20 protein-coding genes are annotated in these 23,469 nt (G+C 46.8%); 9 read left to right on the top strand and 11 right to left on the bottom strand.

Features of this window, described 5'->3' with window-relative positions:
* Window positions 1-3 precede the first annotated feature (3 nt).
* Genes V1467_RS06325 through V1467_RS06335 form a run of 3 tightly spaced genes read left to right on the top strand, consistent with a single transcriptional unit; the run spans window position 4 to window position 2,460 of the window.
* Window positions 4-804: a sulfite exporter TauE/SafE family protein gene (locus V1467_RS06325; RefSeq protein WP_416307953.1), complete on the top strand. Its 801-nt coding sequence runs from the start codon at window positions 4-6 to the stop codon at window positions 802-804.
* A 7-nt stretch (window positions 805-811) separates the two neighbouring features.
* Window positions 812-1,612 (top strand): prolipoprotein diacylglyceryl transferase, encoded by an 801-nt coding sequence (gene lgt / locus V1467_RS06330; RefSeq protein ID WP_416307954.1) that lies wholly within the window; start codon window positions 812-814, stop codon window positions 1,610-1,612.
* The gene (locus tag V1467_RS06335; protein WP_416307955.1) at window positions 1,609-2,460 is read left to right on the top strand and encodes a thymidylate synthase; all 852 of its coding nucleotides are present in this window, start codon (window positions 1,609-1,611) and stop codon (window positions 2,458-2,460) included. Before lgt ends, V1467_RS06335 begins: the two co-directional genes overlap by 4 nt.
* 10 nt (window positions 2,461-2,470) lie before the next feature.
* On the opposite strand, the gene V1467_RS06340 is transcribed toward V1467_RS06335, so the two are convergent.
* The 4 genes from V1467_RS06340 to rapA all read right to left on the bottom strand — a co-directional run bounded on the left by V1467_RS06340 (window position 2,471) and on the right by rapA (window position 7,394).
* Window positions 2,471-2,794, bottom strand: a complete 324-nt coding sequence (locus V1467_RS06340; protein WP_416307956.1) for a hypothetical protein — start codon at window positions 2,792-2,794, stop codon at window positions 2,471-2,473.
* A 200-nt stretch (window positions 2,795-2,994) separates the two neighbouring features.
* Window positions 2,995-3,849, bottom strand: coding sequence for a DUF3530 family protein (locus V1467_RS06345; protein ID WP_416307957.1), 855 nt, complete (start codon window positions 3,847-3,849; stop codon window positions 2,995-2,997).
* 66 nt (window positions 3,850-3,915) lie between these two features.
* Complete coding sequence (gene rluA / locus V1467_RS06350; protein ID WP_416307958.1) at window positions 3,916-4,575, bottom strand: bifunctional tRNA pseudouridine(32) synthase/23S rRNA pseudouridine(746) synthase RluA; 660 nt, start codon at window positions 4,573-4,575, stop codon at window positions 3,916-3,918.
* A complete protein-coding gene (gene rapA, locus V1467_RS06355; RefSeq protein ID WP_416307959.1) occupies window positions 4,575-7,394 on the bottom strand; it encodes an RNA polymerase-associated protein RapA in 2,820 nt (939 codons plus the stop codon). The genes rluA and rapA overlap by 1 nt, the downstream gene beginning before the upstream one ends.
* 294 nt (window positions 7,395-7,688) lie before the next feature.
* On the opposite strand from rapA, the gene V1467_RS06360 reads away from it, so the two are divergent.
* Window positions 7,689-9,086 (top strand): PhoH family protein, encoded by a 1,398-nt coding sequence (locus V1467_RS06360; RefSeq protein ID WP_416307960.1) that lies wholly within the window; start codon window positions 7,689-7,691, stop codon window positions 9,084-9,086.
* A 404-nt stretch (window positions 9,087-9,490) separates the two neighbouring features.
* On the opposite strand, the gene V1467_RS06365 is transcribed toward V1467_RS06360, so the two are convergent.
* Together V1467_RS06365 and V1467_RS06370 are read right to left on the bottom strand one after the other, a co-directional pair.
* On the bottom strand, window positions 9,491-10,435 hold the full coding sequence (locus V1467_RS06365) for a hypothetical protein (RefSeq protein WP_416307961.1): 945 nt from the start codon (window positions 10,433-10,435) through the stop codon (window positions 9,491-9,493).
* A gap of 138 nt (window positions 10,436-10,573) precedes the next feature.
* Window positions 10,574-13,147, bottom strand: a complete 2,574-nt coding sequence (locus V1467_RS06370) for a TonB-dependent receptor (RefSeq protein WP_416307962.1) — start codon at window positions 13,145-13,147, stop codon at window positions 10,574-10,576.
* A 185-nt stretch (window positions 13,148-13,332) separates the two neighbouring features.
* Here V1467_RS06370 and V1467_RS06375 point away from each other — a divergent pair, with 185 nt between their 5' ends.
* The 5 genes from V1467_RS06375 (at window position 13,333) to V1467_RS06395 (ending at window position 19,770) form a co-directional block, all read left to right on the top strand.
* Entirely contained in the window at window positions 13,333-14,580 is a 1,248-nt protein-coding gene (locus V1467_RS06375; protein ID WP_416307963.1) for a parallel beta-helix domain-containing protein, read from the top strand.
* A gap of 89 nt (window positions 14,581-14,669) precedes the next feature.
* Window positions 14,670-15,800 carry an SO2930 family diheme c-type cytochrome gene (locus V1467_RS06380; protein ID WP_416307964.1) on the top strand — a complete coding sequence of 377 codons (1,131 nt, stop codon included), beginning with the start codon at window positions 14,670-14,672 and terminating at the stop codon, window positions 15,798-15,800.
* A 192-nt stretch (window positions 15,801-15,992) separates the two neighbouring features.
* On the top strand, window positions 15,993-17,048 hold the full coding sequence (gene alc / locus V1467_RS06385) for an allantoicase (protein ID WP_416307965.1): 1,056 nt from the start codon (window positions 15,993-15,995) through the stop codon (window positions 17,046-17,048).
* Window positions 17,049-17,078: 30 nt separating this feature from the next.
* Window positions 17,079-17,573, top strand: a complete 495-nt coding sequence (locus V1467_RS06390) for an ureidoglycolate lyase (protein ID WP_416308659.1) — start codon at window positions 17,079-17,081, stop codon at window positions 17,571-17,573.
* Window positions 17,574-17,583: 10 nt separating this feature from the next.
* On the top strand, window positions 17,584-19,770 hold the full coding sequence (locus V1467_RS06395; RefSeq protein ID WP_416307966.1) for a malate synthase G: 2,187 nt from the start codon (window positions 17,584-17,586) through the stop codon (window positions 19,768-19,770).
* 3 nt (window positions 19,771-19,773) lie between these two features.
* Here V1467_RS06395 and V1467_RS06400 read toward each other — a convergent pair whose 3' ends face one another.
* The 5 genes from V1467_RS06400 to V1467_RS06420 form a co-directional block, all read right to left on the bottom strand.
* Window positions 19,774-20,139 (bottom strand): VOC family protein, encoded by a 366-nt coding sequence (locus tag V1467_RS06400; RefSeq protein WP_416307967.1) that lies wholly within the window; start codon window positions 20,137-20,139, stop codon window positions 19,774-19,776.
* A 33-nt stretch (window positions 20,140-20,172) separates the two neighbouring features.
* Window positions 20,173-20,616 (bottom strand): hypothetical protein, encoded by a 444-nt coding sequence (locus tag V1467_RS06405; RefSeq protein WP_416307968.1) that lies wholly within the window; start codon window positions 20,614-20,616, stop codon window positions 20,173-20,175.
* A 105-nt stretch (window positions 20,617-20,721) separates the two neighbouring features.
* Window positions 20,722-21,726 carry an adenosine deaminase gene (locus tag V1467_RS06410; protein ID WP_416307969.1) on the bottom strand — a complete coding sequence of 335 codons (1,005 nt, stop codon included), beginning with the start codon at window positions 21,724-21,726 and terminating at the stop codon, window positions 20,722-20,724.
* 22 nt (window positions 21,727-21,748) lie between these two features.
* Window positions 21,749-22,651 carry an allantoinase PuuE gene (gene puuE / locus V1467_RS06415; RefSeq protein WP_416307970.1) on the bottom strand — a complete coding sequence of 301 codons (903 nt, stop codon included), beginning with the start codon at window positions 22,649-22,651 and terminating at the stop codon, window positions 21,749-21,751.
* Window positions 22,652-22,660: 9 nt separating this feature from the next.
* A complete protein-coding gene (locus V1467_RS06420) occupies window positions 22,661-23,302 on the bottom strand; it encodes a TetR/AcrR family transcriptional regulator (RefSeq protein WP_416307971.1) in 642 nt (213 codons plus the stop codon).
* Between the last annotated feature and the right edge of the window lie 167 nt (window positions 23,303-23,469).

Consider the following 23,469-nt stretch of genomic DNA (forward strand, 5'->3'; position numbering starts at 1 on the left):
TTTGTGGATACGTTATTTAGCCTGATTATGATCTGTGCCGCATTGGGAGCCGTAGTTGGAGTGCTGGCTGGGTTGCTGGGTATCGGCGGAGGACTCCTTATTGTTCCTTCGCTGATGTATTTGTTGCCTCACTATATTGTCTTGCCAGATGAGGTACTTATGCCGATGGCAATAGGCACCTCGTTGTCGACTATTATTCTTACCGCATTCTCGTCTGCCTGGGCACACTACCATATGGGGCAGGTGCGTCGTGAAATTATGTTGTGGGTTAGTCTGGGGATTGCCTTTGGGGCCTTGCTTGGCTCCACAGTCGCTACTAACATTCCTGCTGCGCTGTTAAAAGGCGGTTTCGGTTTTGTTGTGTTGTTGATTGCCGCGCAAATGGCATTTTACGCCCATAAGCGTTCTGCTTCTGATTATAACTCGGCCAAATTGTCAGTTATTGGTACTGTAACCGGAACCATTTCATCCATTATGGGAATTGGTGGCGGAGCGATACTGGTTCCTGCACTGGTGTGGTATCAAGTGAGCATTACTGCTGCTATCGGTTGTGCCGCATTAGGCGGTTTTGTCATCGCAATATTCGGTTCACTGGGGTATATTGTGCACGGCTTGGGGCATCCTGATTTACCGGCCTGGTCGCTCGGTTATATCTATTTACCCGCGACACTGGGTATTGTGTCAACGTCCATTTTTACCGCCAGACTGGGTGTCAAACTGGCCTATAAACTACCAACTAAAAAATTAAAAAAATTCTTTGCCGTGTTCCTGTTTGTTATCGGAATACGGATGATTTTGGGGTAATGCTTTTATGCAACACTATATGACTTTTCCTGCTCTTGATCCTGTTATCGTCGAATTGGGGCCGCTCAGTTTGAGATGGTACGGGTTAATGTATCTGGTGGGATTTGTTGCTGCCTGGTTTCTGGCCAAAAAACGTTTGTCCAATACACCCTGGTCTGAAGAACAATTGAGCGATCTGTTATTTTACGGATTCCTCGGCGTGATCCTGGGTGGTCGTATTGGCTATGTACTGTTTTACCAGTTCGATCATTTTCTGCAAGAACCTCTGTATCTGTTCAAAATATGGACGGGCGGGATGTCTTTCCATGGTGGCTTGCTGGGGGTTGTCACAGCGATGTGGTTATATGCGCGTAAAAGTCGCTCGACCTTTTTACAAGTTGGTGATTTTATCGCTCCGCTTATCCCCATAGGATTAGGGGCCGGACGGATCGGTAATTTTATCAATGCCGAATTATGGGGAAGAACAACCGATGTTCCCTGGGCGATTATTTTTCCTAATGCCGGGCCATTACCTCGCCATCCTTCACAGTTATATGAATTTTTACTTGAGGGTGTGGTGCTGTTTTGCCTGCTCTGGTGGTTTTCATCCAAGCCGCGCAAAACAGGTGCTGTAGGTGGAATGTTTCTGCTAGCTTATGGCTGCTTTAGAGTCTTTATCGAATTTTTCCGTGAACCTGACGCACAAATGGACGGGATATACGGCAACATCATCACCCAGGGACAAATGCTTTCGATCCCGATGATTCTGATAGGTCTGTTTTTGTTATTCAGAAAAGCACCGCTAAGTACAGCTAAGGTGAAAGCGTGAAACAATATTTAGCGCTCTGTGAGCGAATTATTGAGCAAGGCCACTGGGTCGAAAACAAGCGTACCGGCCAACGCTGCCTGACGGTGATTAACGCCGATCTGGAATACGATGTAGAAAATAACCAGTTTCCGCTGATCACCACCCGTAAAAGTTACTACAAAGCCGCTATTGCCGAATTGTTGGGCTATCTACGTGGTTATAACAGTGCTGAACAATTTCGCGCTATTGGTTGTAACACCTGGAATGCTAATGCCAATGAAAATCAAGCTTGGCTAAATAACCCGCATCGCAAGGGGGAAGATGATATGGGCCGGGTTTATGGTGTGCAGGGAAGAAGCTGGCAAAAGCCGGATGGTAGTACTCTCGACCAATTACAAAAAGTAATTGATGATCTGTCTGGCGGAGTGGATGATCGCGGCGAAATCATTACTTTTTATAACCCCGGTGAATTTGAGCTAGGTTGCTTGCGACCTTGCATGCATACCCATAACTTTTCGCTATTGGGGGATACACTTTATTTAACCAGTTACCAGCGCTCCTGTGATGTGCCGCTGGGGCTTAACTTTAATCAAATTCAGGTGTTTGTCTTATTGGCACTGGTGGCGCAAATAACCGGTTATAAAGCGGGTAAGGCTTACCATAAGATTGTTAATGCACATATCTATGAAAATCAGCTTGAATTAATGCGCGATGTTCAAATAAAACGGACTCCCTTTGCATCGCCACAATTACATATTAATCCCGAGATCAAAACGCTGAACGATATAGAAACTTGGGTCACGACCGATGATTTTAAGCTGGAAGGCTACCAGCATCACGATGCGATTAAGTATCCTTTTGCCGTCTGAATAGCACAGATTAGGGCCGGATCCCGATGCAATCCAGTGGATATTGCCCTTCACCTTCCAGGTAATCCAGACAGGTTTCCAATTCACCGCGCAGATAAGGATCTTGCATCAGTTTTTGCGCTGACCAGTAATGCGTTTGATGCATGACATGCCAAAACACTCTTTCTTTTTGGCTGTAGGGGCTGTCAGGGCTGAATTTAACCTGCATCCATTCTTCCAGTGTGTCCCAGAAATATAGGTCAAGCTCAGAGTAGGGAATACGATGATCCCAGTACGCTCTGATAAAGTAGGCTAGTTGCCCGGCTTTACGTTGAATGAAGTTTCTGACTATCACTGCACATTATTCTCAATCTATTTATTATTGGTATCGGAAAATGTAAGCACGAGAGGGGTTGAATAGTGCAACACCTCTTATCTTACCTTTGTATTATAGCCGTCTATATGGATTTGTCTCTGATCTGCGACAGATTGAATGTATCGTTTTGTTAATCAAGGTAATTTAGTTAGGAAAGCGGTTACATCTGACCGTTACAGTTACCATCCCATCGATTTAATCCAGCCGATGATCTCGTTACTGATATAGGTATTTTGTTGAGTGGATTGGGATGGCAGGCCGACTATTTCACGTTGTCGATAATGGACTTTGAAGGCTTTGTTGGCGGCTATACGACGTTGTCTGACGGTACTGTTGACCCAGTTGTTATCGTAAGTCGAATAGATATCCAATACCGCAGTGCCGCTGGTGGCGATATAGTCCGCAATATAGTTGTTAAGCGTTGCCTGTGGCCAGTAGGGGCCAAGCACCACCAGCCCGTCAGGAGGGGGCAGGTTTTTTTGTGAGTATAGCTTGGTCAACCAGGCTGCGGTTGTACCCCGAGCCACAATTAGCTGAAATCCGGGATGTTTTTTTGCCTGTTCGGCAACACTTGTCATTTGTTGTTGCAAACGTTGTTCAACATCAGCAAAGGCTTGCTGGTTAACAAAGGCGCCAGAGTTAATTAGCTGGACAATGTTTTGCTGATTATCAGCAGTTAAATCTGTTGCAGTAAAACTGTCCAGAATTTGGGTAGGAGGGGCGGCGACCAGTAAGGTGATCCAGCCAACCGCGTTAAGCTTTCGGCTTAATCCCAGCAGATTTTTGTCCGGCGTCTGGCTCATGTCACTAAGCAGCGTCGCGACGCCTTTGATCGATGACGTATCGGCGCTGTGCTGTATAACGGCCAGTTGCACATCATTCGTGTCAATAAGGATATAATCTTCGCTGGGGAACGCCCGCTGTACATCCAGTAAATATTGACTTTGTGGGGAAATATCCGCTTTTGCCCCTGCTCCGAGGATGAGTCCGACAAAAGACAATGCGCACAGTAGTTTGAATGATTTTTTCAGCATGTTTCTATATCGGATCACTACCCGGCAAACTGAACCCCTATCCACATTTTATTTATCTGTAGTTGGTTAAGCAAACGGACAGGATGTTGTAAAGTCCATATGCTGACCGGTCTGAGGATGGTTGAACTGGAGTCTTTGCGCGTGTAATTGCAGCCGTTCGGCCATTTTGAGTGCATCGGCATGCGCATATAAACGATCGCCCAGTATCGGGTGCCCCAGACTGAGCATATGCACGCGTAATTGATGAGACCGACCAGTAACAGGTGTAAGTTTTACCAATGTCCAGGACGGCCCTGTTTCAACCACTTGCCAATGGGTTTGCGAGGGTTTACCCCGTTGGTGATCAACCATCTGTTTAGGTCGATTGGGCCAGTCACAAATCAAGGGTAGATCAACGGTTCCACTGGTTTCTTCAGGCTGCCCAAATATCCGGGCGAAATAGGTTTTACTGGTTTGGCGAGTCTCGAACTGGCGGGACAGATGACGATGCGCCGCTTTGTTTAGTGCCATAACCAAAATGCCGGATGTGGCCATATCCAGTCTATGTACAATGCTGGCGGTGGGAAATACCCGCTGCACTCTGAGCTGCAGGCTGTCCTGATGTTCAACGGCCTTGCCAGGTACGGTCAACAAGCCACTGGGTTTATCCAGTACCAGAATATCATCATCTCGATAGACTATATCAAGGTACGGATTGACGGGAGGCGCGTAATGCAGCAAGGCCATTAGTGGGTATTCACCACGAGTCGAAGGGCTTCAAACTGGACTTCTGCCTGACCAATAATTTCACCCAGTTGGGCGAGCTGATGGCTTAAATGCTCAATTTCTTCGTCACGAATACTGGGATTCACTTTTTGCAATGTATGCAAGCGATGTAGTTCTTCACCTAACAGTGATTCCATCCGCTGTAAACTTTGCTTCCGCAGAGTTTCGCCTTGCTGCTGAGCCAGCAGTTCGAGCTGAGTTAGACCTGTTTCGATTTTATCAGTCAGAGCACTGATCAGTTGTTGAGCGGTTTTGCGGTTGACTTTGTTCAAGTAGTCAAATTGTTCCTCACTGACATTACCCTTGGGATCAATACAAATGCGTATTGGCGTTGGCGGCAGAAAACGTTGTAGTTGCAAGTGTTTGGGAGCCTTGGCTGCCAGTACAAAGATGGCTTCCAGCCAGAAAAAACCGACTGGAATAGCGGGATCTTTATAAATTGCGACGCTGGCTTTGCCCTTTACATCAGCCAAAATGGTGTCCTGGGCATGTTGCACCATCGGGTGATCCCAGCTTAAAAATTGCAGTTGCTCAAATTGCAATGCAGCCTGGCGCTCGTAGGTCACCATGGTGCCTTCTTCGTCCAGGCCCGGTAAGCTATGATGCATGGCTTCCGAAGGCTTCAGCAGATAACTGCTTTCATCATTTTCTTCCTGAATAATACCAATGGTATCAAACAGGTAGGTCATAAATTTTTCCAACCTGACGGACTGATCCGAGTCATAAATATTATCGATAAAATCGTCAACAGTGCCTTTACCAGAGGAATTGATCTCCAGCAATTTATCCCGGCCCTGCTCCAGTTGTTGTTTGAATTGGCGGTGTAAAGAGGCAGTCTGATTGATCAGCTCGTAACACAAGGTTTCATCTTGCGCAGATAGCATGGCTTGTTGCAGTTGTGTTTTTAGTTGTTGATAAACGGCATTGCCGGTAGGGCAGGTATGCTCAAAGGCGTCCAGTCCCTGATGATACCAGTCCAGCAAAACCTGTTGGGCAGACTGGTTAAAGTAGGGCACATGGATCTGGATATCGGCTTGCTGGCCGATACGATCCAGTCGACCAATACGTTGTTCGAGCAAGTCCGGCACAGCAGGCAAGTCAAACAGCACCAGGTGATGGGCAAACTGGAAGTTGCGGCCTTCACTACCGATCTCGCTACAAATCAGCACCTGGGCGCCGTCTTCCCGTTGGGCAAAATAGGCCGCCGCCTTGTCGCGCTCGACAATACTCATTCCTTCATGGAATACCGATGCGCGAATACCAGACTGCACCCGCACTGCTTCGGACAGAGCCAAAGCGGTGCCTGCGCTGGTGCAGATAGCCAGAACCTTTTTACCTTTGTGCTGTTTAAGCAGGTCGATAAACCATTCCACGCGCGGATCAAACTGTACCCAACTATCAATCAGGTCGGGGTGACGTTCCGGACTCATTAACAGATTAATATTTTGTTGTTCAGACAATCGCGCATATTGCGGCGGTTGTTGCAGCGCGTAACTAATCAATTGACGTCTGGGAAAGCCGCTGATACCGGAGCGGGAATTACGAAACAGCAAACGTCCGGTGCCATGGCAATCGAGCAAGTGACTAATCAGTCGATGACACTGCGCGGGGTCGCCGACATCCAGATCTTGCAGTAATTGCGGTTCTGTTTGTACAAAAGGCTCAATCGCAGCTTGCTGCTGTCGATTTAAAGGTTGTCCTTCTAATAAGGGCGAAATGGCTTCGGCCAGCTGCGCGTAATGCTGTTCCTGTTCGACAAATTGTTGGTAGTCGTGAAAACGGTCGGCATCGAGCAGGCGCAATCGGGCAAAATGACTTTGATGACCGAGTTGTTCGGGAGTGGCGGTGAGTAGCAATACACCTTTGGTTTTTTGGGCAAGCTGTTCCACGGCCTGATATTCAATCGAGGGCGCTTCGGCTGACCATTGCAGGTGATGAGCTTCATCAACCACCATTAAATCCCAGTCACACTGCTGTGCTTGCTGAAGATAATCGCTATGCTGGGTCAGAAAATCCAGGCTGCAAATCACCAACTGTTCGGATTCGAACGGATTGCCGCCTTCTTCTGCCAGTGACTGGCAACGCTCGGCATCAAAAATAGCAAAAGCCAAGTTCACTCGGCGCAACATTTCGACCAGCCATTGATGGACCAGACTGGAGGGCACGACTATCAGTACCCGACTCGCTCTGCCACTGAGAATTTGTTGATGGATAATTAGTGCCGCTTCAATGGTTTTACCTAATCCTACTTCATCGGCCAACAGCACCCTTGGAGCATAGCGCTGACCTACTTGACGGGCAATATGCAGCTGATGCGGGATCAAATCGACGCGTGCGCCGACAAACCCTAATAAAGGTGAGGTATGATGCTGATATTGTTGTTGCCAGCACTCATAACGCAAATCAAACCATTGAGGGCCGTCGAACTGACCGTTAAGTAACCTTTTATGCGGTTGATTTAACTGCATTTTATGATCAACAAAGGTTTCTATCAGGGCAACGGTTTGTAGCGTGTCTTCACGTACTCCGTGATAGGTCAACTGCCCCTGTTTCTCGGTCACCTTGTCTATCCGCATTTGCCAGCCTTCATGACTGCTGACCATTTCGTCAGGCTCTAGAGCCAGACGAGTTAAAGGGGAGGTTTGTTTGGCATATACCCGGGTTTCTCCGCTGGCAGGGAACAATAGGGTGACCTGACGGTGATTGACGTCAATCACTGTACCTAAGCCCAAATCAGATTCTGTATCACTTAACCAACGCTGCCCCGGAGAAAATTGCATAACGACCCTCTTAAAAAATTGGAGGCGGATTATACAGTGAATTCACATGTTTTGTCAGAATTACCAATAATAGTTACCACTTTTTAGGGCGGAAAAGGCGGCGGGAATAACTGCTAATGAATATTGTATAAAAGTTGGTGATTGTGGAACAAAAGTGTTCTATGGTGTGATTGAACCATGCTGAAAACACTGACCCACTATTTTCAGGTGATTGATTCGTTTTTGCCTGCAAATAACCAGGGGAGATCCTGAGGAGGTGTTATCAGAGTTATATAACATCAGCCGGAGTTGCTAATGCCCAAAAAAGCAGTAAGTGAAAGCAAAATCTTTGTTCTAGACACCAATATCCTGCTCCACGAACCTTTCGCCTTTTTATCCTTTAAAGAAAACGATGTTATTGTGCCTATGACGGTACTGGAGGAATTAGACTACATCAAAGACAGCAAGAAAGATGTGTCTCGCGATGCCCGGGTTTCTATACGGGCCATGGAAGATACGCTGCATAACGCCACCCCGGAAGAAATTGTCGCGGGGGTATCACTCAAGGGATTAGGCTCCGGTGATACTGCACCGACCGGACGTTTGTCTATTTTCGCCGATTATAATCTGACCGAAACTCAAAGTGTTTTCACCAGCAATGAGAATGATAACCGCATTATTAATGCGGCATTGCACCTGCAAGCAAACCGCCTGGATCAACAAGTAGTACTGGTGACCAAAGATATCAATATGCGCCTCAAGGCCAAAGGTGCTGGCATGATGCATGTTGAAGATTATCGTACCGACCAGTTGATTTCTGATATCAAATACCTGTGTAAGGGATTTCATCATTTTGAAGGCGATTTCTGGCAAAATATTAAATCGGTGGATAGCCGCTCAGAAGGACGAGATACCATCCACACCATAGATAAAAATGTATTGCCTGAAGCCTATATCAATGAATTCCTGATCGATGACAGCAAACATTTTGCCGGTATTGTTGAATCTGCCACCAGCGATTCTTTAGATGTGCTGGATTTGGGCTATGAACGTATGATGGGCCGCAACGCCTGGGGCATTTCGCCGAAAAATATCGGCCAGGCCATGGCTCTGCATGCCTTGCTCGATCCCCATATTGATTTAGTCATTTTGACCGGCCCGGCAGGGAGCGGTAAGACCCTGCTGGCCTTGGCTGCGGCACTGGAGATGTCCATCGAGCAGAAAATGTATGACAAGATTATCGTCACTCGCAGCACGCCGGAAATTGCTGAATCCATTGGTTTTTTACCCGGCACCGAAGAAGAAAAAATGGCGCCCTGGCTGGCAGCTATCACCGACTCGCTGGAAGTGCTGCACAAGCATGACGAAAACTCACATAGTTCAATGAACTATATAATGGAAAAAGCCAATATCCAGTTTAAATCGATTAACTTTATGCGTGGCCACAGCATTCAAAATGCTGTGGTATTGCTGGACGAGTGTCAAAACCTGACCGCATCGCAGCTGAAAACCATCATTACCCGCTGTGGTCAGGGCACTAAGCTGGTATGTAGCGGTAACCTGGCCCAAATTGACAGTAACTATCTGTCGCCGGTGACGTCGGGATTAACCTATCTGGTGGAGAAATTTAAAGATTTCTCCGGCAGTGCCACAGTTAATCTGGATGGCGTGGTGCGCAGTCGTTTGGCTGAGTATGCCGAAGTGAATTTGTAATTATTGGCTAGGGCGTGTTGATCTTTGGTGTGTGTTTTTGCAGCAGTTTGTAGCGTATTTATACAAGGCAGAGCGAGTGTGGTGTAGTTATTCTACATGAATGAGCGATAACGCTGTAGAAATGCGCTACAAACACTGCCCCCACGGTTTTAAAGAAAGGGGTTCAACCCAACACCTTCTGCTCTTTGTTGCCGGATTTTGACTTAGATCCACTAGGTCTGCAACCCGGCGTCGCGATCAGAAGGCGTTGGACTTGAACAAAATTCATACACCAAAGATCAACACGCCCTAGTTGATACAAAACATGCTGGCCTGATGGGCTTAGGCCAGCATGTTTTTATCTGCATTGATTGGCCAGATTTAATTCGGGATTTATCCGCGATCAGTTACTGTACTCGTAGTTTCTAGAATATTACCGGCTCAAACTGGTGCTGATTATTGCCGATAGCCCGCTGGCTTTCTGCCGAGATTTCACCTATCTCGAATAAAGCCGGGCCGGTGGGCTCGAGGTAAAAGTAGTCCTTTCCGTCGTACATAAACACCGACTCTTCTTTTGTATGTTTAATACTTATCCCCAATAGCGCATGCTCCGGTAAAAAAATATACACGATCGGCATATCCGGAAACAGGCCATGCAGCAAGGCGGCGGTCAATACCGCTTTACTGTCGCAATCGCCCTTATTGTCGGCAATTAGTTTATTGGGTGGCGAATAACCACTACCATTGGAATTTAGCCGATCTTCAAGCAGATCGTAGGGGATTGACTGCACCCAACTTAATACCAGCTCGATGGTTTTGCGTTTATCGGGCTTGTCACCGGACAGTTTATTGAAGCTTTCTACTAAAGGTTTAAGCAGCTCCTGGCTTTGCTGGGCAAATTTAACGTGATCGGGTTTAACGCCTGTCTGGCGTAGCGCATTTTCAAATTCAATATAGTAATTATCTGCCAGATATTGATTAAAGCTGTCGCGCTGGATCTGCTGAAACTGCTGCTGCCATTTGGGGATATTGTCAGGATGGCGACTGCGAATAGACAGGCTGATATTGTCGCCGGATTGACTCACCTTGATATTCGCATCGCGGGCATCAATCTGGCTGGCCTGTTTACGCATGGCCATCATGCTGTAACGGTTGGCAACCTCGGGTCGATACAGTTTAAAGGTGCGAAAAGCATCAAAGAAAACGCCCTTGTCGAATTTTACATCGAGTTGATGGGTTTGCTGCTCTCGATCTTGCCAGACGTAGTGAAACTGAATCTGACTATCCTGTTCCTCACGGAAGAAAGACAACTGTTTGGCACTGCAGGGGAGTGTGCATAAGCAAAGGATAATGGTTAAGTAGTTGCGCATTATTGCCTGGAGTCGATAAACAGGGTGTTAGTATAACCAAGCCATGATTATGATCCTACATCTGTTGGGATACACTCCATCCCTGGAGATAAACAAGCCAGGATAAACCTGGCTTGTTTTGATGGATAGAATAATGGCCTAGAAGCTCTGGCTAAACTCTACACCCCAGGTGCGGGGTTTACCACGGGTAGCATTAGGAGAACCGGTATTTTCGCCCTGACCACCGGGAGAAGATATCATATAGTTCTCATCGGTAAGATTGCGGGCATACAAGGATACTTTCCAGTCGCTGTCACTGATATAACTGATTCTGGCGTTGATTAAGTCGTAACCGTCAATCCGGTTCAGTGCGGTTAAGCCTTCAATATCGCCCGGATTAAACGGAAGTAATCCCAGGTTACCGTTATCGGCAGCACCATTACGCTCGTCTACCGACGTCCAGTCGATGTGCAACATAAATTCGCCGCTGTCTGCGGGGATAAAGTAATCCGCGCCCAGGAAGAAGCGGTTTTTAGGTACACCTGAAAGGGGTTGTCCGGTCTGATCATCCGCCGCTGTTTCACCTTCAAACAACGAATAGCGGGTGTATTCGGTATCCAGGTAAGCGTAATTGATGTTGATGTTTAGATTCTCTGTAGCCGCCCAGGTGGACTCCAGTTCAAAACCTTTACCGGCAGCGTCGACGTTACGTACGTTATATACCGGAATATTACCGTTAGAGCCGGTCAAACGCAGAATTTGCAAGTTGGTGTAGTCATAATCAAAGGCTGACAGATTGAGTTTTAGCTTGTTATCCAGCAAGGTCGATTTCAAGCCTACTTCAATATTGTCGACTTCTTCCTGGGCAAAGGGGTCTGCCATTCCCAGCGTATTAAATCCGCCCGCCTTGAAACCTTCAGCGTAAGTAATGTAGGTCATGACGTTGTTTGTCCATTGATAATCCAGTACAAAACGCGGTGTGACTTTGGTCCAGGTATTGGATTGTTCAGTGGGTTGGAAATCGCCATTGTTATCCAAAACCGGATCGCCATTAGCGTCACGTAATACAATTTGATCAGCAAAGGCTAAACCAAATAGTGAGCCGGGTACCTGCGGGATTGGAATGGTAATTTCGTTCTGATAATAGGACAGGATATTGAAATCTTTTTCATCTCGGGTCCAGCGTACGCCAAGGGTAAAGTCCAGTTTGTCGGTAACCGGATAAGTCACATCGGCAAAGGCCGCATAAGAAGTGTAATCGCCCCAGTCTTCAGTTTCTTCAATCCAGGGTTTACCTAAATTATCCTGAGCTATAGCACTGGCGATATCTGCCGGAGCCTGGCCGGTAAGAGAGCTTAAATAAGCCAGATCATCCGGGATAAGTTGCAGTAAAAAGCCGGTTAAGCCGGTGCCAGGTGGTACGTCGGTGGTACCGGGAATGCCCATTTCCGGCGCGCCGGTAGGCGGTAATCCTGCGGTTTTTAAGGCATCGTTAATCGCATAACTGTCCAGTGACTCGACCATAAATTCGGCGAAGGTATCCTGATAAATATCTTCATTCATGTAAGTGGCGCCAACGGTCCAGCGAGTACCGCCTTGTGTTTCTCCGCTTAGGCGGAATTCCTGACTGAACTGTTTTTGTTGCTCAATATTATTGGAAGCGAAATAGGCGCGAATATTGGCACTGCCGTCATCATCGGTATGGTTTTCGGTTTCAAAACGTTTATAAGCGGTAATCGAGGTGAAATCGGCCCAGCCCAGACGGGAGTTGATTTCCATCGAAGTGCCAAACAAGTGGCGATCCTCGTTACCCCTGAAGTCCATTTCGTGTACGCCGTAGGGATCTAGTTGGTCGCTTTCAAGATAGAGTTTGGGGTTAAACGAATAGGTAGGACGACTGTCACCACTGATTTCATTAAACTCAGCGCGGAACATCACATCTGTATCGTCAGTGGCTTCCCATAATATCGATGCCCGTACCGTTTGATTGGTACTTTTACCGAATTTGATCATCTCATAGCCTTCACCATCCGGATCGGTAATAGGATCGGAATATAGGCGGGCATCAATATAACCGTCCTCATCGGACAGGCTAATACTGCCGCGGAAGTAAACATTGTCTGCCAAGGTGGTATTGTACAAACCTTCAAATTCTTTAAGGCCGTGACTACCTAAGCCTATTTCGTATTCACCTTCAGTGCCTTCAACCGGACGTTTACTGATGATATGTACTGCACCGGCGGCGGCGTTACGACCAAATAAGGTACCCTGGGGGCCTTTTAATACCTCGACCCGTTCTACATCATTAAAATTAACTAGTGCCGCACCACTGCGTCCGGCATAAACGCCGTCGACGTAAATTGCAACAGCCGGGTCGGCTCCAACCCCGAAATCGTTGGTTTTTATCCCGCGAATATCATATTTAGGCTGGGTCTTTGAGTTATTATTGGTTTCAAAGCCGGGCACAATGTTGCCTAAATCATCGATATTTTGTGCACCAATACGTTTTATGTTTTCTGCCGAAAAAGCTGAAATAGAAATAGGTACATCCTGAATATTTTCGACCCGTTTCTGGGCGGTAACTTGCAAAACTTCTATTTCACCCCGGGACGCGGGTTGTTGACTATCTTCGTCCTGTGCTATAGCAACAGAGGCGGTGAATAGCATTGAAGTGGAAATGGTTTTAGCCAGTAAGGTGCGGCAGAAAGGATGTTGAGTTGATGTAGAGCGCATGCTGATGGAACTCCCGTTAAGATTCTATCTATCTAATAGTTATCATTTTTATGTTAAAAACTTGTTGTTGGAATTTTTATATCACAAATGGTCGGATGACTAAATATAATTTATAGACACCTGAATATTGCAATAAATAAAATTTATTTGGTACTATCGTTCCAAATTTAACAGGGAATTCACAAATGAACAAAATAAAAATAATTTTACCCTTGATACTTGTTGGTGTGTTGCAAGCCTGCAGTCAACCGGAAAAGCCGGTTGCCAGCGAAGCTGACAAGGCATTTGAAAAGCAGTTAATTAAACAATTGGTAATGGCCAAGCCCGGTGATGTGATTGAAATCCCGGCCGGTGTTCATCCTATTTCCCGTGGTCTGTCGCTTAATGTAGATGGTGTGACCATTAAAGGCGAGGGGATGGATAAGTCGGTGTTGTCGTTTAAAGGGCAGATTGCCGGAGCCGAAGGCTTACTGGTCAATGCCAGTAATTTCACCATCGAAGACATGGCAATTGAAGATGCATTGGGTGATGCACTTAAAGTGAATGAAGCCGAGAATGTGATTATTCGCCGTGTTCGTACCGAATGGACCCGTGGACCGAATGAGAAAAACGGGGCTTACGGTATTTATCCGGTACAAACCACTAATACCCTGATCGAAGGTTCAGTGGCCATCGCCGCATCTGATGCGGGTATTTATGTTGGCCAGTCGCATAACGTGATTGTGCGTGACAGTCGTGCTGAATATAACGTAGCGGGTATCGAAATAGAAAATACCCAGGGTGCCGATGTTTACGACAACATCGCCACTAATAATACTGGTGGGATATTGGTATTTAATATGCCTAATTTGCCGCAGCCAGGCTTTGGTACGCGGGTATTTAACAACAAGGTATATGATAACAATACTGACAACTTTGCCGCCAAGGGCACGGCGGTAGCCAGTGTACCAGCCGGTTCTGGTGTGGTAATTAACTCCAACGATAAAGTGGAAATTTTTGGTAACCAGATTGCGGATAACCAGACCGCCAATGTGGTGATTTCCAGTTATTATTCGGCCGGTTTCTATTCCGAGAAATCCAGTGCGGAAGGTTTTGACCCTTATCCGGAAACCATCTTTATTTACGACAACGAATTCAAAGGTGGTGGTAATTCCCCGGACCATCTTGAGTTGCAAGCACTGCGGGTGGCCGAATTTGGTTTAACCGGCAGCTTGCCGGATATTTTATGGGATGGTTACGTCAATCCGGATAAGACCGAAAATGGCCAGTTGAAAGCCGAATACAAGATATGTGTGGATAATGGCGATGCCGGTATTGTTAACGTTGACGGTCCTAACGGTTACAAGAATATTTCTACCGATATCACACCGCACCAATGCCAGCATGAAAAGTTGCCCGAAATTGTGTTGCCGGAATATTTTGCCAGCCATTGATCGTCCGCGTCGTCATTCCAGACAGGCCGCTATAATTGAATTAGCGGTCTGATTTTTGATTTTCCCCTGATTAACACAGGAACAACCTCGTGATTAGAACAAGCTGTTTTTTGCTCGCCCTTTTTTTGTTGGGCGGCTGCAGTAAAAACCTCGAACCGGTGAATTTTATTGCTGATGATAGTTATCCGGATACATTGAGCGAATGGCATGTGCTGAATTATGCTAACGGTGAGTTGACCCCCAATAAAGGTGTGGTGCCTTACGACCTGAATATGCAACTATTTACCGACCATGCGCATAAGTTCAGAACAGTATGGATGCCCGATGGCAAAGCTGCTGAATATAACGCAGAAGATGAATTCAATTTCCCGGTTGGTACCATTATTTCCAAAACCTTTTATTACCCCCGTTTGACTGGCAGCAAGGATAAACTGCGCCAAACTGAAGATTATCATGACGACTTTACCTTAACCGGCTTGGCGTTGGATAAAGTTCGACTAATCGAAACTCGTCTGCTTATTCATCAACAACAAGGTTGGGTGGCGTTGCCTTATGTCTGGAATGCGGAACAAACTGAAGCGGTGCTGGAATGGGCCGGTGATGCGCAGGCGTTAAGCATGGTCGACGATGAGGGCCAACAGCAGGATTTTATCTATATGGTGCCGGATGCTAACCAGTGTGCCGGATGCCATGCGCCTAATCATACCAGCAAGGCGATTAGGCCCATTGGTCCCAAAGCCCGCCATTTAAACAAGGTGTATGGTCATTTGGGTTCAACCCGGAACCAGCTATTGCACTGGCAGGAATTAGATTACTTAACCGGTTTTGACGGAAATATTGACCAGGCACCAAAAAATGCCAGTTTTAAAGACGCCAGTGCGACTACCGAACAATTGGCAAGATCCTACCTGGATATTAACTGCGGCCATTGCCACAACCAGCAAGGCGCAGCCGATACGTCCGGTTTATGGTTGGCACGCAATATTACCGACATGCGCCGTTTGGGGCTATGCAAGCCACCTGTTGCGGCAGGACGTGGTGCTGGTAATGGACGTTTTGCCATCGACCCCGGGCATGCCGATATTTCTATTCTCAGTTACCGGATGAACTCGGTGGATCCCGGTGAAATGATGCCGGAACTGGGGCGTTCTACTACTCATGCTAAAGGCGTGGCATTGATCAACGACTGGATTAATAGCATGGACGGTGATTGTCAATAACCTGAATTCGGGATAAGTCGTGTTAAACTAACAGGCATTAGTCGAGGCCGGAACTGTTAAGTTCCGGCTTTTTTGTTTTTGTGGGCTGGTATATATCCAAACTTGCGTATTTATTTTACTGTTATTCAAGATACACTCAGGATAATAAAATTTGTGTAGTTCGCTGCACGAGAAAATAACTAGAGAAATGGAATGATCACCAATACCCAACAACAGAACGAACTCAGCGAAGAACAAGCGAAGCTGCAACAACAACTGAAAACCCATTATGTGGATCTCGCCAGCGAGCGAGTCGGCGGCGAAACTCTATCCTGTAGCGATGATTTTTTTGCCGAGATGGAAAATCTGCTTAAACCGGGACGCGGGGTATTTATTGATGACAAATACACCGAACGCGGCAAGTGGATGGATGGCTGGGAGTCGCGCCGCAGTTACGGGCGGGATAACGGCCGCGAATTTGACTGGTGTATTGTTCGTTTAGGTATTCCTGGTGCAATCCATGCCTTTGATATCGATACCAATTATTTTCGTGGCAATGCGCCACAACAGGTGTCGGTAGAAGCCTGTAACAGTGAAGGGCAACCGGATCAAGATACCCAATGGCAAACTATTTTACCCATAACAGAGGTTAGGGCACATAGTCAAAACCTGTTCGAGATTGATAATGCCAGTTCATGGACTCATGTGCGGCTGAATATGTATCCCGATGGCGGGATTGCCCGTTTTCGGGTGTATGGCGAGGCAACCATCGACTGGGATCAGTTTGTCGAAGGTGAATTGATTGATTTGGCTTCGATTAAAAATGGTGCCAAGGCGCTGTTGGTCAGCGATATGTTTTTCAGTGATAAAAACAACCTGATTATGCCGGGGCGGGGCAAGGATATGGGCGATGGCTGGGAAACCAAACGACGTCGCGATCCGGGTCCAGACTGGTCAATTATCAAACTGGCTGCACCGGGCAACGTGCAAAAAGTCCTAATCGATACCTGTCATTTTAAGGGCAACTTCCCTGATACTTTTATGCTGGAAGGAACAGTGTCAGACTCTGATGATTTCAGTGAGGATAATGCCAACTGGAGCACTATTATTGAGCGCAAAAAACTCTATGCGCATCGTGAACACTTGTTTATCAACGAGATTAACCCGGCCAGCAAGCAGCAGTTTTTTACCCATGTGCGTTTAAGCATTTTTCCTGACGGGGGCGTCAGCCGCATGCGGGTATTTGGTTTTCCTCATTTAAGCAAATAATAAGGGAAGTCTGTGCAACCTATACGCAACATGATTGTTCAACCTTTAACTGCACAAGCCTTCGCCGTTTTTGGTGATGTGATTGAGGTCTCGGAAGATAACCGGCACTTTGCCATTAATGACGGCTACACGCAGCGCTATCATGATCTGGCCAAGGTGGATGTGAGCACCAATAATGGCCATACCCTAATTAATATTTTCCGTTCCACACCGTTGCCTTTGCCACTGGCAATACACATGATGGAGCGCCATCCATTGTCCAGTCAGGCGTTTATGCCGTTGGGACAAGAACCTTATTTAGTGGTTGTGGCGCCAAAGGGCGAGTTTAACCCCGATAATATTAAGGTGTTTTTGGCCACCTCCGATCAGGGCGTTAATTATCATGCCGGCACCTGGCATCACTTTTGTCTGGCGTTAAATCGGGTCAGTGATTTTTTGGTCATTGATCGTGGTGGTGAAGGCGATAATTGCGATGTGGTGACACTGGACGGCTCATTAGTCATAGACGCACAACAAAACAAATAAAGGGAAGATTATGCCTGCACGTACCCCTATCGATGGATATCAGATTGCAACCGAGTTATATGATTTTGTTAATTTACAGGTGTTACCCGGCCTGGATCTTGAGCAAGACGCATTTTGGTCTTCGGCTATGGCCATTTTTAGTCAATTTATTCCCCGTAACCAACAGTTGCTGTTAAAACGTCAACAGTTGCAGCAACAAATAGATGACTGGCATATCGCACATAAACAAACGCCGTTCGACCCGGTTAGCTATCAGCAGTTTTTAACGGATATTGGTTATATCGTCCCGCAAGGCGATGATTTTACTATTAGCACTGAGAATGTGGATGTCGAGATTGCCAGTATTGCCGGTCCGCAATTGGTCGTGCCGCTGATGAATGCCCGTTTCGCCTTAAATGCGGCTAATGCCCGTTGGGGCAGTTTATACGATGCCTTGTATGGCACCGATGTGATTTCCCGTGATAAGGATAACAAAGCAACGTCCGGTTACGATCCGGTACGTGGTAACAAGGTGATCGCTTTTGCGCGTCAGTTTCTTGATCAGAGTTTGCCGTTGGCGGAAGGCAGTCACGCTGATGTCAGCGCTTATACCATTGAAAATCAGCAACTGCTGATGACTTTAACTAATGGTCAGCAGGTGCAATTGGCACAGCCACAACAATTTGTCGGTTTTAATGGCAGTCTAAGTGCGCCTTCAGCGGTTTTATGTTGTCATCATGGCTTGCATATGGAAATTCAGATTGATCGCCAACATATTATTGGCCAAAGCGATTTGGCCGGCGTCAAGGACGTTGTGCTGGAATCGGCCCTGACCACCATTCAGGACTGTGAAGATTCGATTGCTGCGGTGGATAGCAGCGACAAAGTCGCGGTATACAAAAACTGGTTAGGACTGATGAAAGGCGATTTAACCGAGCAGTTGGTCAAACAGGGCAAGACTGTTACGCGTCGGCTTAATCCTGATCGGGAATATCAGGCCCTGGACGGCACAACCTTAAGCTTGCCGGGGCGCAGTTTGCAATTTATCCGCAATGTGGGTCACTTGATGACCACCGAAGCGATACTGACGCCAAATGACGAGCAAGTACCGGAAGGGATTCTGGATGGCATTATTACCAGTCTGATTGCCTTGCACGATTTGAACGGGTTAGGCCAGTTTAATAATTCGCAGACCGGCAGTATTTATATTGTTAAACCCAAAATGCATGGCCCCGACGAGGTCCAGTTTAGCTGTGATCTGTTCGGTGCGATTGAGCATGCGCTAGGTCTGGCGGCCAATACCATTAAAATGGGGATTATGGATGAAGAACGTCGTACCTCGGTGAACCTGAAAGAATGTATTCGTGCCGCCAAACAGCGGGTGGTGTTTATTAATACCGGCTTTTTGGATCGTACCGGTGATGAAATTCACACCTCCATGCTGGCCGGTGCCATGCTGCCTAAAGATCAAATGAAAGATCAACCCTGGTTGCAGGCTTATGAAAACCGTAACGTGCTGATTGGCTTACAAACCGGCTTAATGGGCAAGGCACAAATTGGTAAAGGTATGTGGGCTATTCCGGATCAGATGGCCGATATGCTGGCGCAAAAAATCGCACATCCCAAATCGGGTGCCAATTGTGCCTGGGTGCCGTCTCCTACGGCAGCTACCTTGCACGCCCTGCATTATCATCAGGTCAATGTACAACAGGTGCAGCAGGCATTGCTGGCTAAACCGGCCGATATGCAATTAAATCAACTGCTGACCCTACCTCTGTTGGATGATCCGGCCAGTTTAACCGCCGAGGTTATTCAGAAAGAGCTGGATAACAATATTCAGGGCTTGTTGGGTTATGTGGTGCGCTGGGTGGATCAGGGTATAGGTTGTTCCAAAGTGCCGGATATCGATAATATTGGTCGTATGGAAGACCGCGCTACCCTGAGGATTTCCAGTCAGCACATTGCCAACTGGCTGGAACATGACGTTATCGATGAGTCGCAAATTATCCAGGCATTACAACGCATGAGCAAGATTGTAGACGGGCAAAATGCAGCAGATGAGCTTTATCATCCCATGTCTGCCGACTTTGACAACAACATTGCCTTTAACGCGGCGAAAGATCTGATCTTTAAAGGTAAAGAGCAGCCTAGCGGCTACACCGAACCGTTATTGCATCAAAGTCGTATTAAGGTTAAACAGGGTTTATTGGAGAGTTGATAATTAACAGCCGCTTACCGTTTTATCTTGACCTATCCATAGCCGATTGCCGTCGGGATCCTCAAAGCGGAATTCCGTCAAGCCGTAAAAAGTAACGTCTAGATCGGGAACTGCGAGGCCATTATCACGTGCTTGTTGGTGGAATGCCTGTATGTTATCCGGATAAAGATACAGTACCGCGGTTTTGGGAATGTTGTCGTGCAAATGAATAGACTGGTCAAGCATCATCTGGCAATCACCGCAACGCAGCATGGCCCACCCCCAGTCATCCTGCTGTTTTTCCACCTCAAAACCGAGCTTTCGATAAAATGCCACACTGACGGACAGATTCTTGACAGGTTGCATGGGAACTAGGCGATTTAATTTCATAAAATGTCCAATTGCTGATGTCGATTTTTTCAATCAAAAATAACGGGGCAGAAGGATAAAGGCAGTACTAAAGACAAAACCGAAAATAGCTTCTGAGCTCGATACCCTGTTTTTATCCAGAATATTGGCGTAAGCAACCCAAAGTGCCAGACAGGAAAACGGGAATAAAATATAGGTGGCGTAAGTGGGCAGGGGAGTAGTGGTTAGCCCCATCCAGCTAAACAGGATTTCTTCTGAAGCGGCATGGCCAAATAACGCCAGATAGACGTTTACACCTGAGAATCCGCTGACAACAAACAGGCCGCATAATAAAAAGGTGACGGCAATATACAGCGGGATAAATTGTAAATAATACTCCGGCGTAAACCAGACTTGTGGATTGGGATCAATTTGCACCGAGATGGCAAATATCGCGGTAAAAATCAGCGCAATCACCAATACCGCCCAGCCTGTATATTGTATATATTTTTGTCTCATGGCTTTGTTCTTCTGGGTATAGCAACAATATAAATACTTTTATATGAGCTATTAAAAACCATGTGCTGGTACTTTTCTATCTTTAAATTAGGCACTTACCGACGGTTATAGTGATCCAGTCTGTATTTTATCAAGCCACAGCTGTTTAGTCCTGTCATCCAAAAAACTGGCGTTAAAACTGTTGCTAACCAGTTGTTTGATTTGTTCTGACTGCAAACCTAAATGTTGATCCAGGGCCAGAAAGTTGTCATTCAGGTAGCCGCCAAAGTAACTGGGATCATCGGCATTAACCGTGACCAGTAAACCGGCATCCAGCAGTTTGAGAATATTATGCTGGCTCATATGGTCAAATACGCACAGCTTGATATTGGATAGCGGGCATACCGTTAACGGGATTTGTTGTTCTTTCAATAGTGTCATTAACGCCGGATCTTCAATACTGCGCACACCATGATCGATTCTGTCTACCTTGAGGGTATTAATGGCGCTCCAGATATAGTCCGGCGGGCCTTCTTCTCCGGCATGTGCCACTGCCTTTAAGCCCATTTTTTTAGCTTCGGCAAAGGCTTGAGTGAATTTCTCTGGTGGATGGCCCAGTTCGGAACTGTCCAGTCCTACTGCTTCGATATGGTCTAAATAAGGTTGAGCTTGTTGCAGGGTTTGTAGCGCACTTTGTTCAGGCAAATGGCGTAAAAAGCACATAATCAGCAAGCAGGATTGGCCCCACTGCTGTTTGGCCTGTTCAATGGCGCGCAAAAAGCCCGGCATAAAAATATCAAAACCGATACCGCGTTCGGTGTGGGTTTGCGGATCAAACATCAGCTCGCAATGCACGACGTTTTCTTCGCGGCATTTGAGCAGGTATCGCCACATTAATTGGTAAAAATCGTCTTCATCGCGCAGCACTGATGCGCCCAGATAATACAGATCCAGAAAGCTTTGCAGATTGTCAAAATTGTAGGCTTGCTTAACCTGTTCGATAGACTGGTAGGGCAGAGTAACCTTATGCTTTTTGGCCAGTTGCATCATCAGCTCCGGCTCCAGCGAGCCTTCAATATGCAAATGCAATTCTGCTTTGGGCAGTTGCCGGATTAATCTGGTGTTATCCATTGTCACCTCTTATGCAGTGTTTTCATGCCGGAAAATGTTGTTGCCAATGGCGAGCGATTTGTTCGCGGGTACACAGCCAGACCTGTTGATGACTTTGCACGTACTGGATAAAGCGTTGCAATGCCGCCATTCTGGCTGGTCGACCAATAATGCGACAATGCAGGCCGATGGACAGCATTTTGGGCTGAGTCTCGCCCTCGGCATACAGTACATCAAATGCATCTTTCAGATACTGGTAAAACTGTTCACCACTGTTAAAACCTTGTGGTGTGGCAAAACGCATATCATTGGTGTCCAGCGTGTAGGGAACCATCAATAAGGGTTTGGCGTAGTTACGATCATAATAGGGCAGGTCGTCGGCATAGGAATCCGCGCAGTATAAAATATCATCCCGTTCGGCAATCAGCTTTAAGGTATTGGGGCTGGTGCGGCCGGTGTACCAACCCACTGGCTTGCTGCCGGTGATTTTTTGATGCAGATCCACCGCTTTTTTGATCATTTTACGTTCTTGTACCTCGGGCATATCCTGAAAGTGAATCCATTGCAGCGCGTGGCTGGCAATTTCCCAGTCAGCAGCCTGCATGGCCTCAACCACATCAGGATTGCGTTGCAATGCCTCGGTAACGCCAAACACGGTAATGGGTAGTTGGTGTTGAGTGAACAATCGATGTAAGCGCCAGAACCCGGCACGACTACCATATTCGTAAATGGACTCCATGCTCAAATGTCGATCCGCATAAGGCTGTGCTCCGATGATTTCAGACAGGAAAACTTCCGATTGCGCATTACCATGTAATACGCAATTTTCTCCGCCTTCCTCGTAATTAAGCACAAATTGCACGGCAATCTTGGCTTGTTCCGGCCATTGCGGGTGAGGGGGATTTTGTCCGTAGCCAATTAAATCGCGCGGATATTGTTGATTCATTGTTGTGTCCTATTGATATTGGGCCGGCACCGTTAAGCCGCAACCGGTCAGGATCAGTTTAATCAAATTACCGGTGGCCTGATCGAAATCCTGTTTATCCATTGCATGGCCTTTTAGCCCGCTGATTTGGGCTGAAAAATCCGCGTAGTGCTGACTGCAAGCCCAGATAGTAAATAATAGGTAAGTCGGGTCGGTTTTTGCCATTAAACCTTGCTTAATCCATTGCTGGATTACCTCGATGCGGCCTTGCATCCAATGTCGGTGTTGCTCGGCAAAAAACTGATCGAGATTCGGGGCACCATTGATGATTTCCATGGCAAATATTTTCGATGCCTGCGGACGGGTGCGCGATAGCATCATTTTTTGGGCGATATAGGCGGCCAGCATTTCGGCAGGGTCGTCCTCGAAGCTGGCCTGATCAAAACCCGAATCCCACAGTTGCACTATGTCATCCAGCACTGCCTGATAAAGCTTTTGCTTGGATTTAAAGTAATACAGTACATTGGTTTTGGGCAAACCTGCGCTTTCGGCGATTGCCTGAACGGCGGTGCCTTTAAAACCATGCAGGGCAAATTCTTGTTCTGCCGCCGCCAGTATTTTTTGCCGATTCTGTTCACCGATCCTGACTGTGGATTTATCGTTTGAACTCATTTTATTGATCTAATTAATTCTTGGCATAAAGGTCTAGACTTAATGTTGTACCACAAGTTTTATGGCAATTCCTGAATTATCTTGACCATATGGTCAGGTTTTTGTATCAATAGGTGTGAAACTCGATAATATGACACTGAAAAATACCAGTATGGGATGGCAGGGAA

It is taken from the genome of Neptunicella plasticusilytica (genome assembly GCF_047922965.1).
Classification (GTDB): Bacteria; Pseudomonadota; Gammaproteobacteria; order Enterobacterales; family Alteromonadaceae; genus Neptunicella; species Neptunicella plasticusilytica.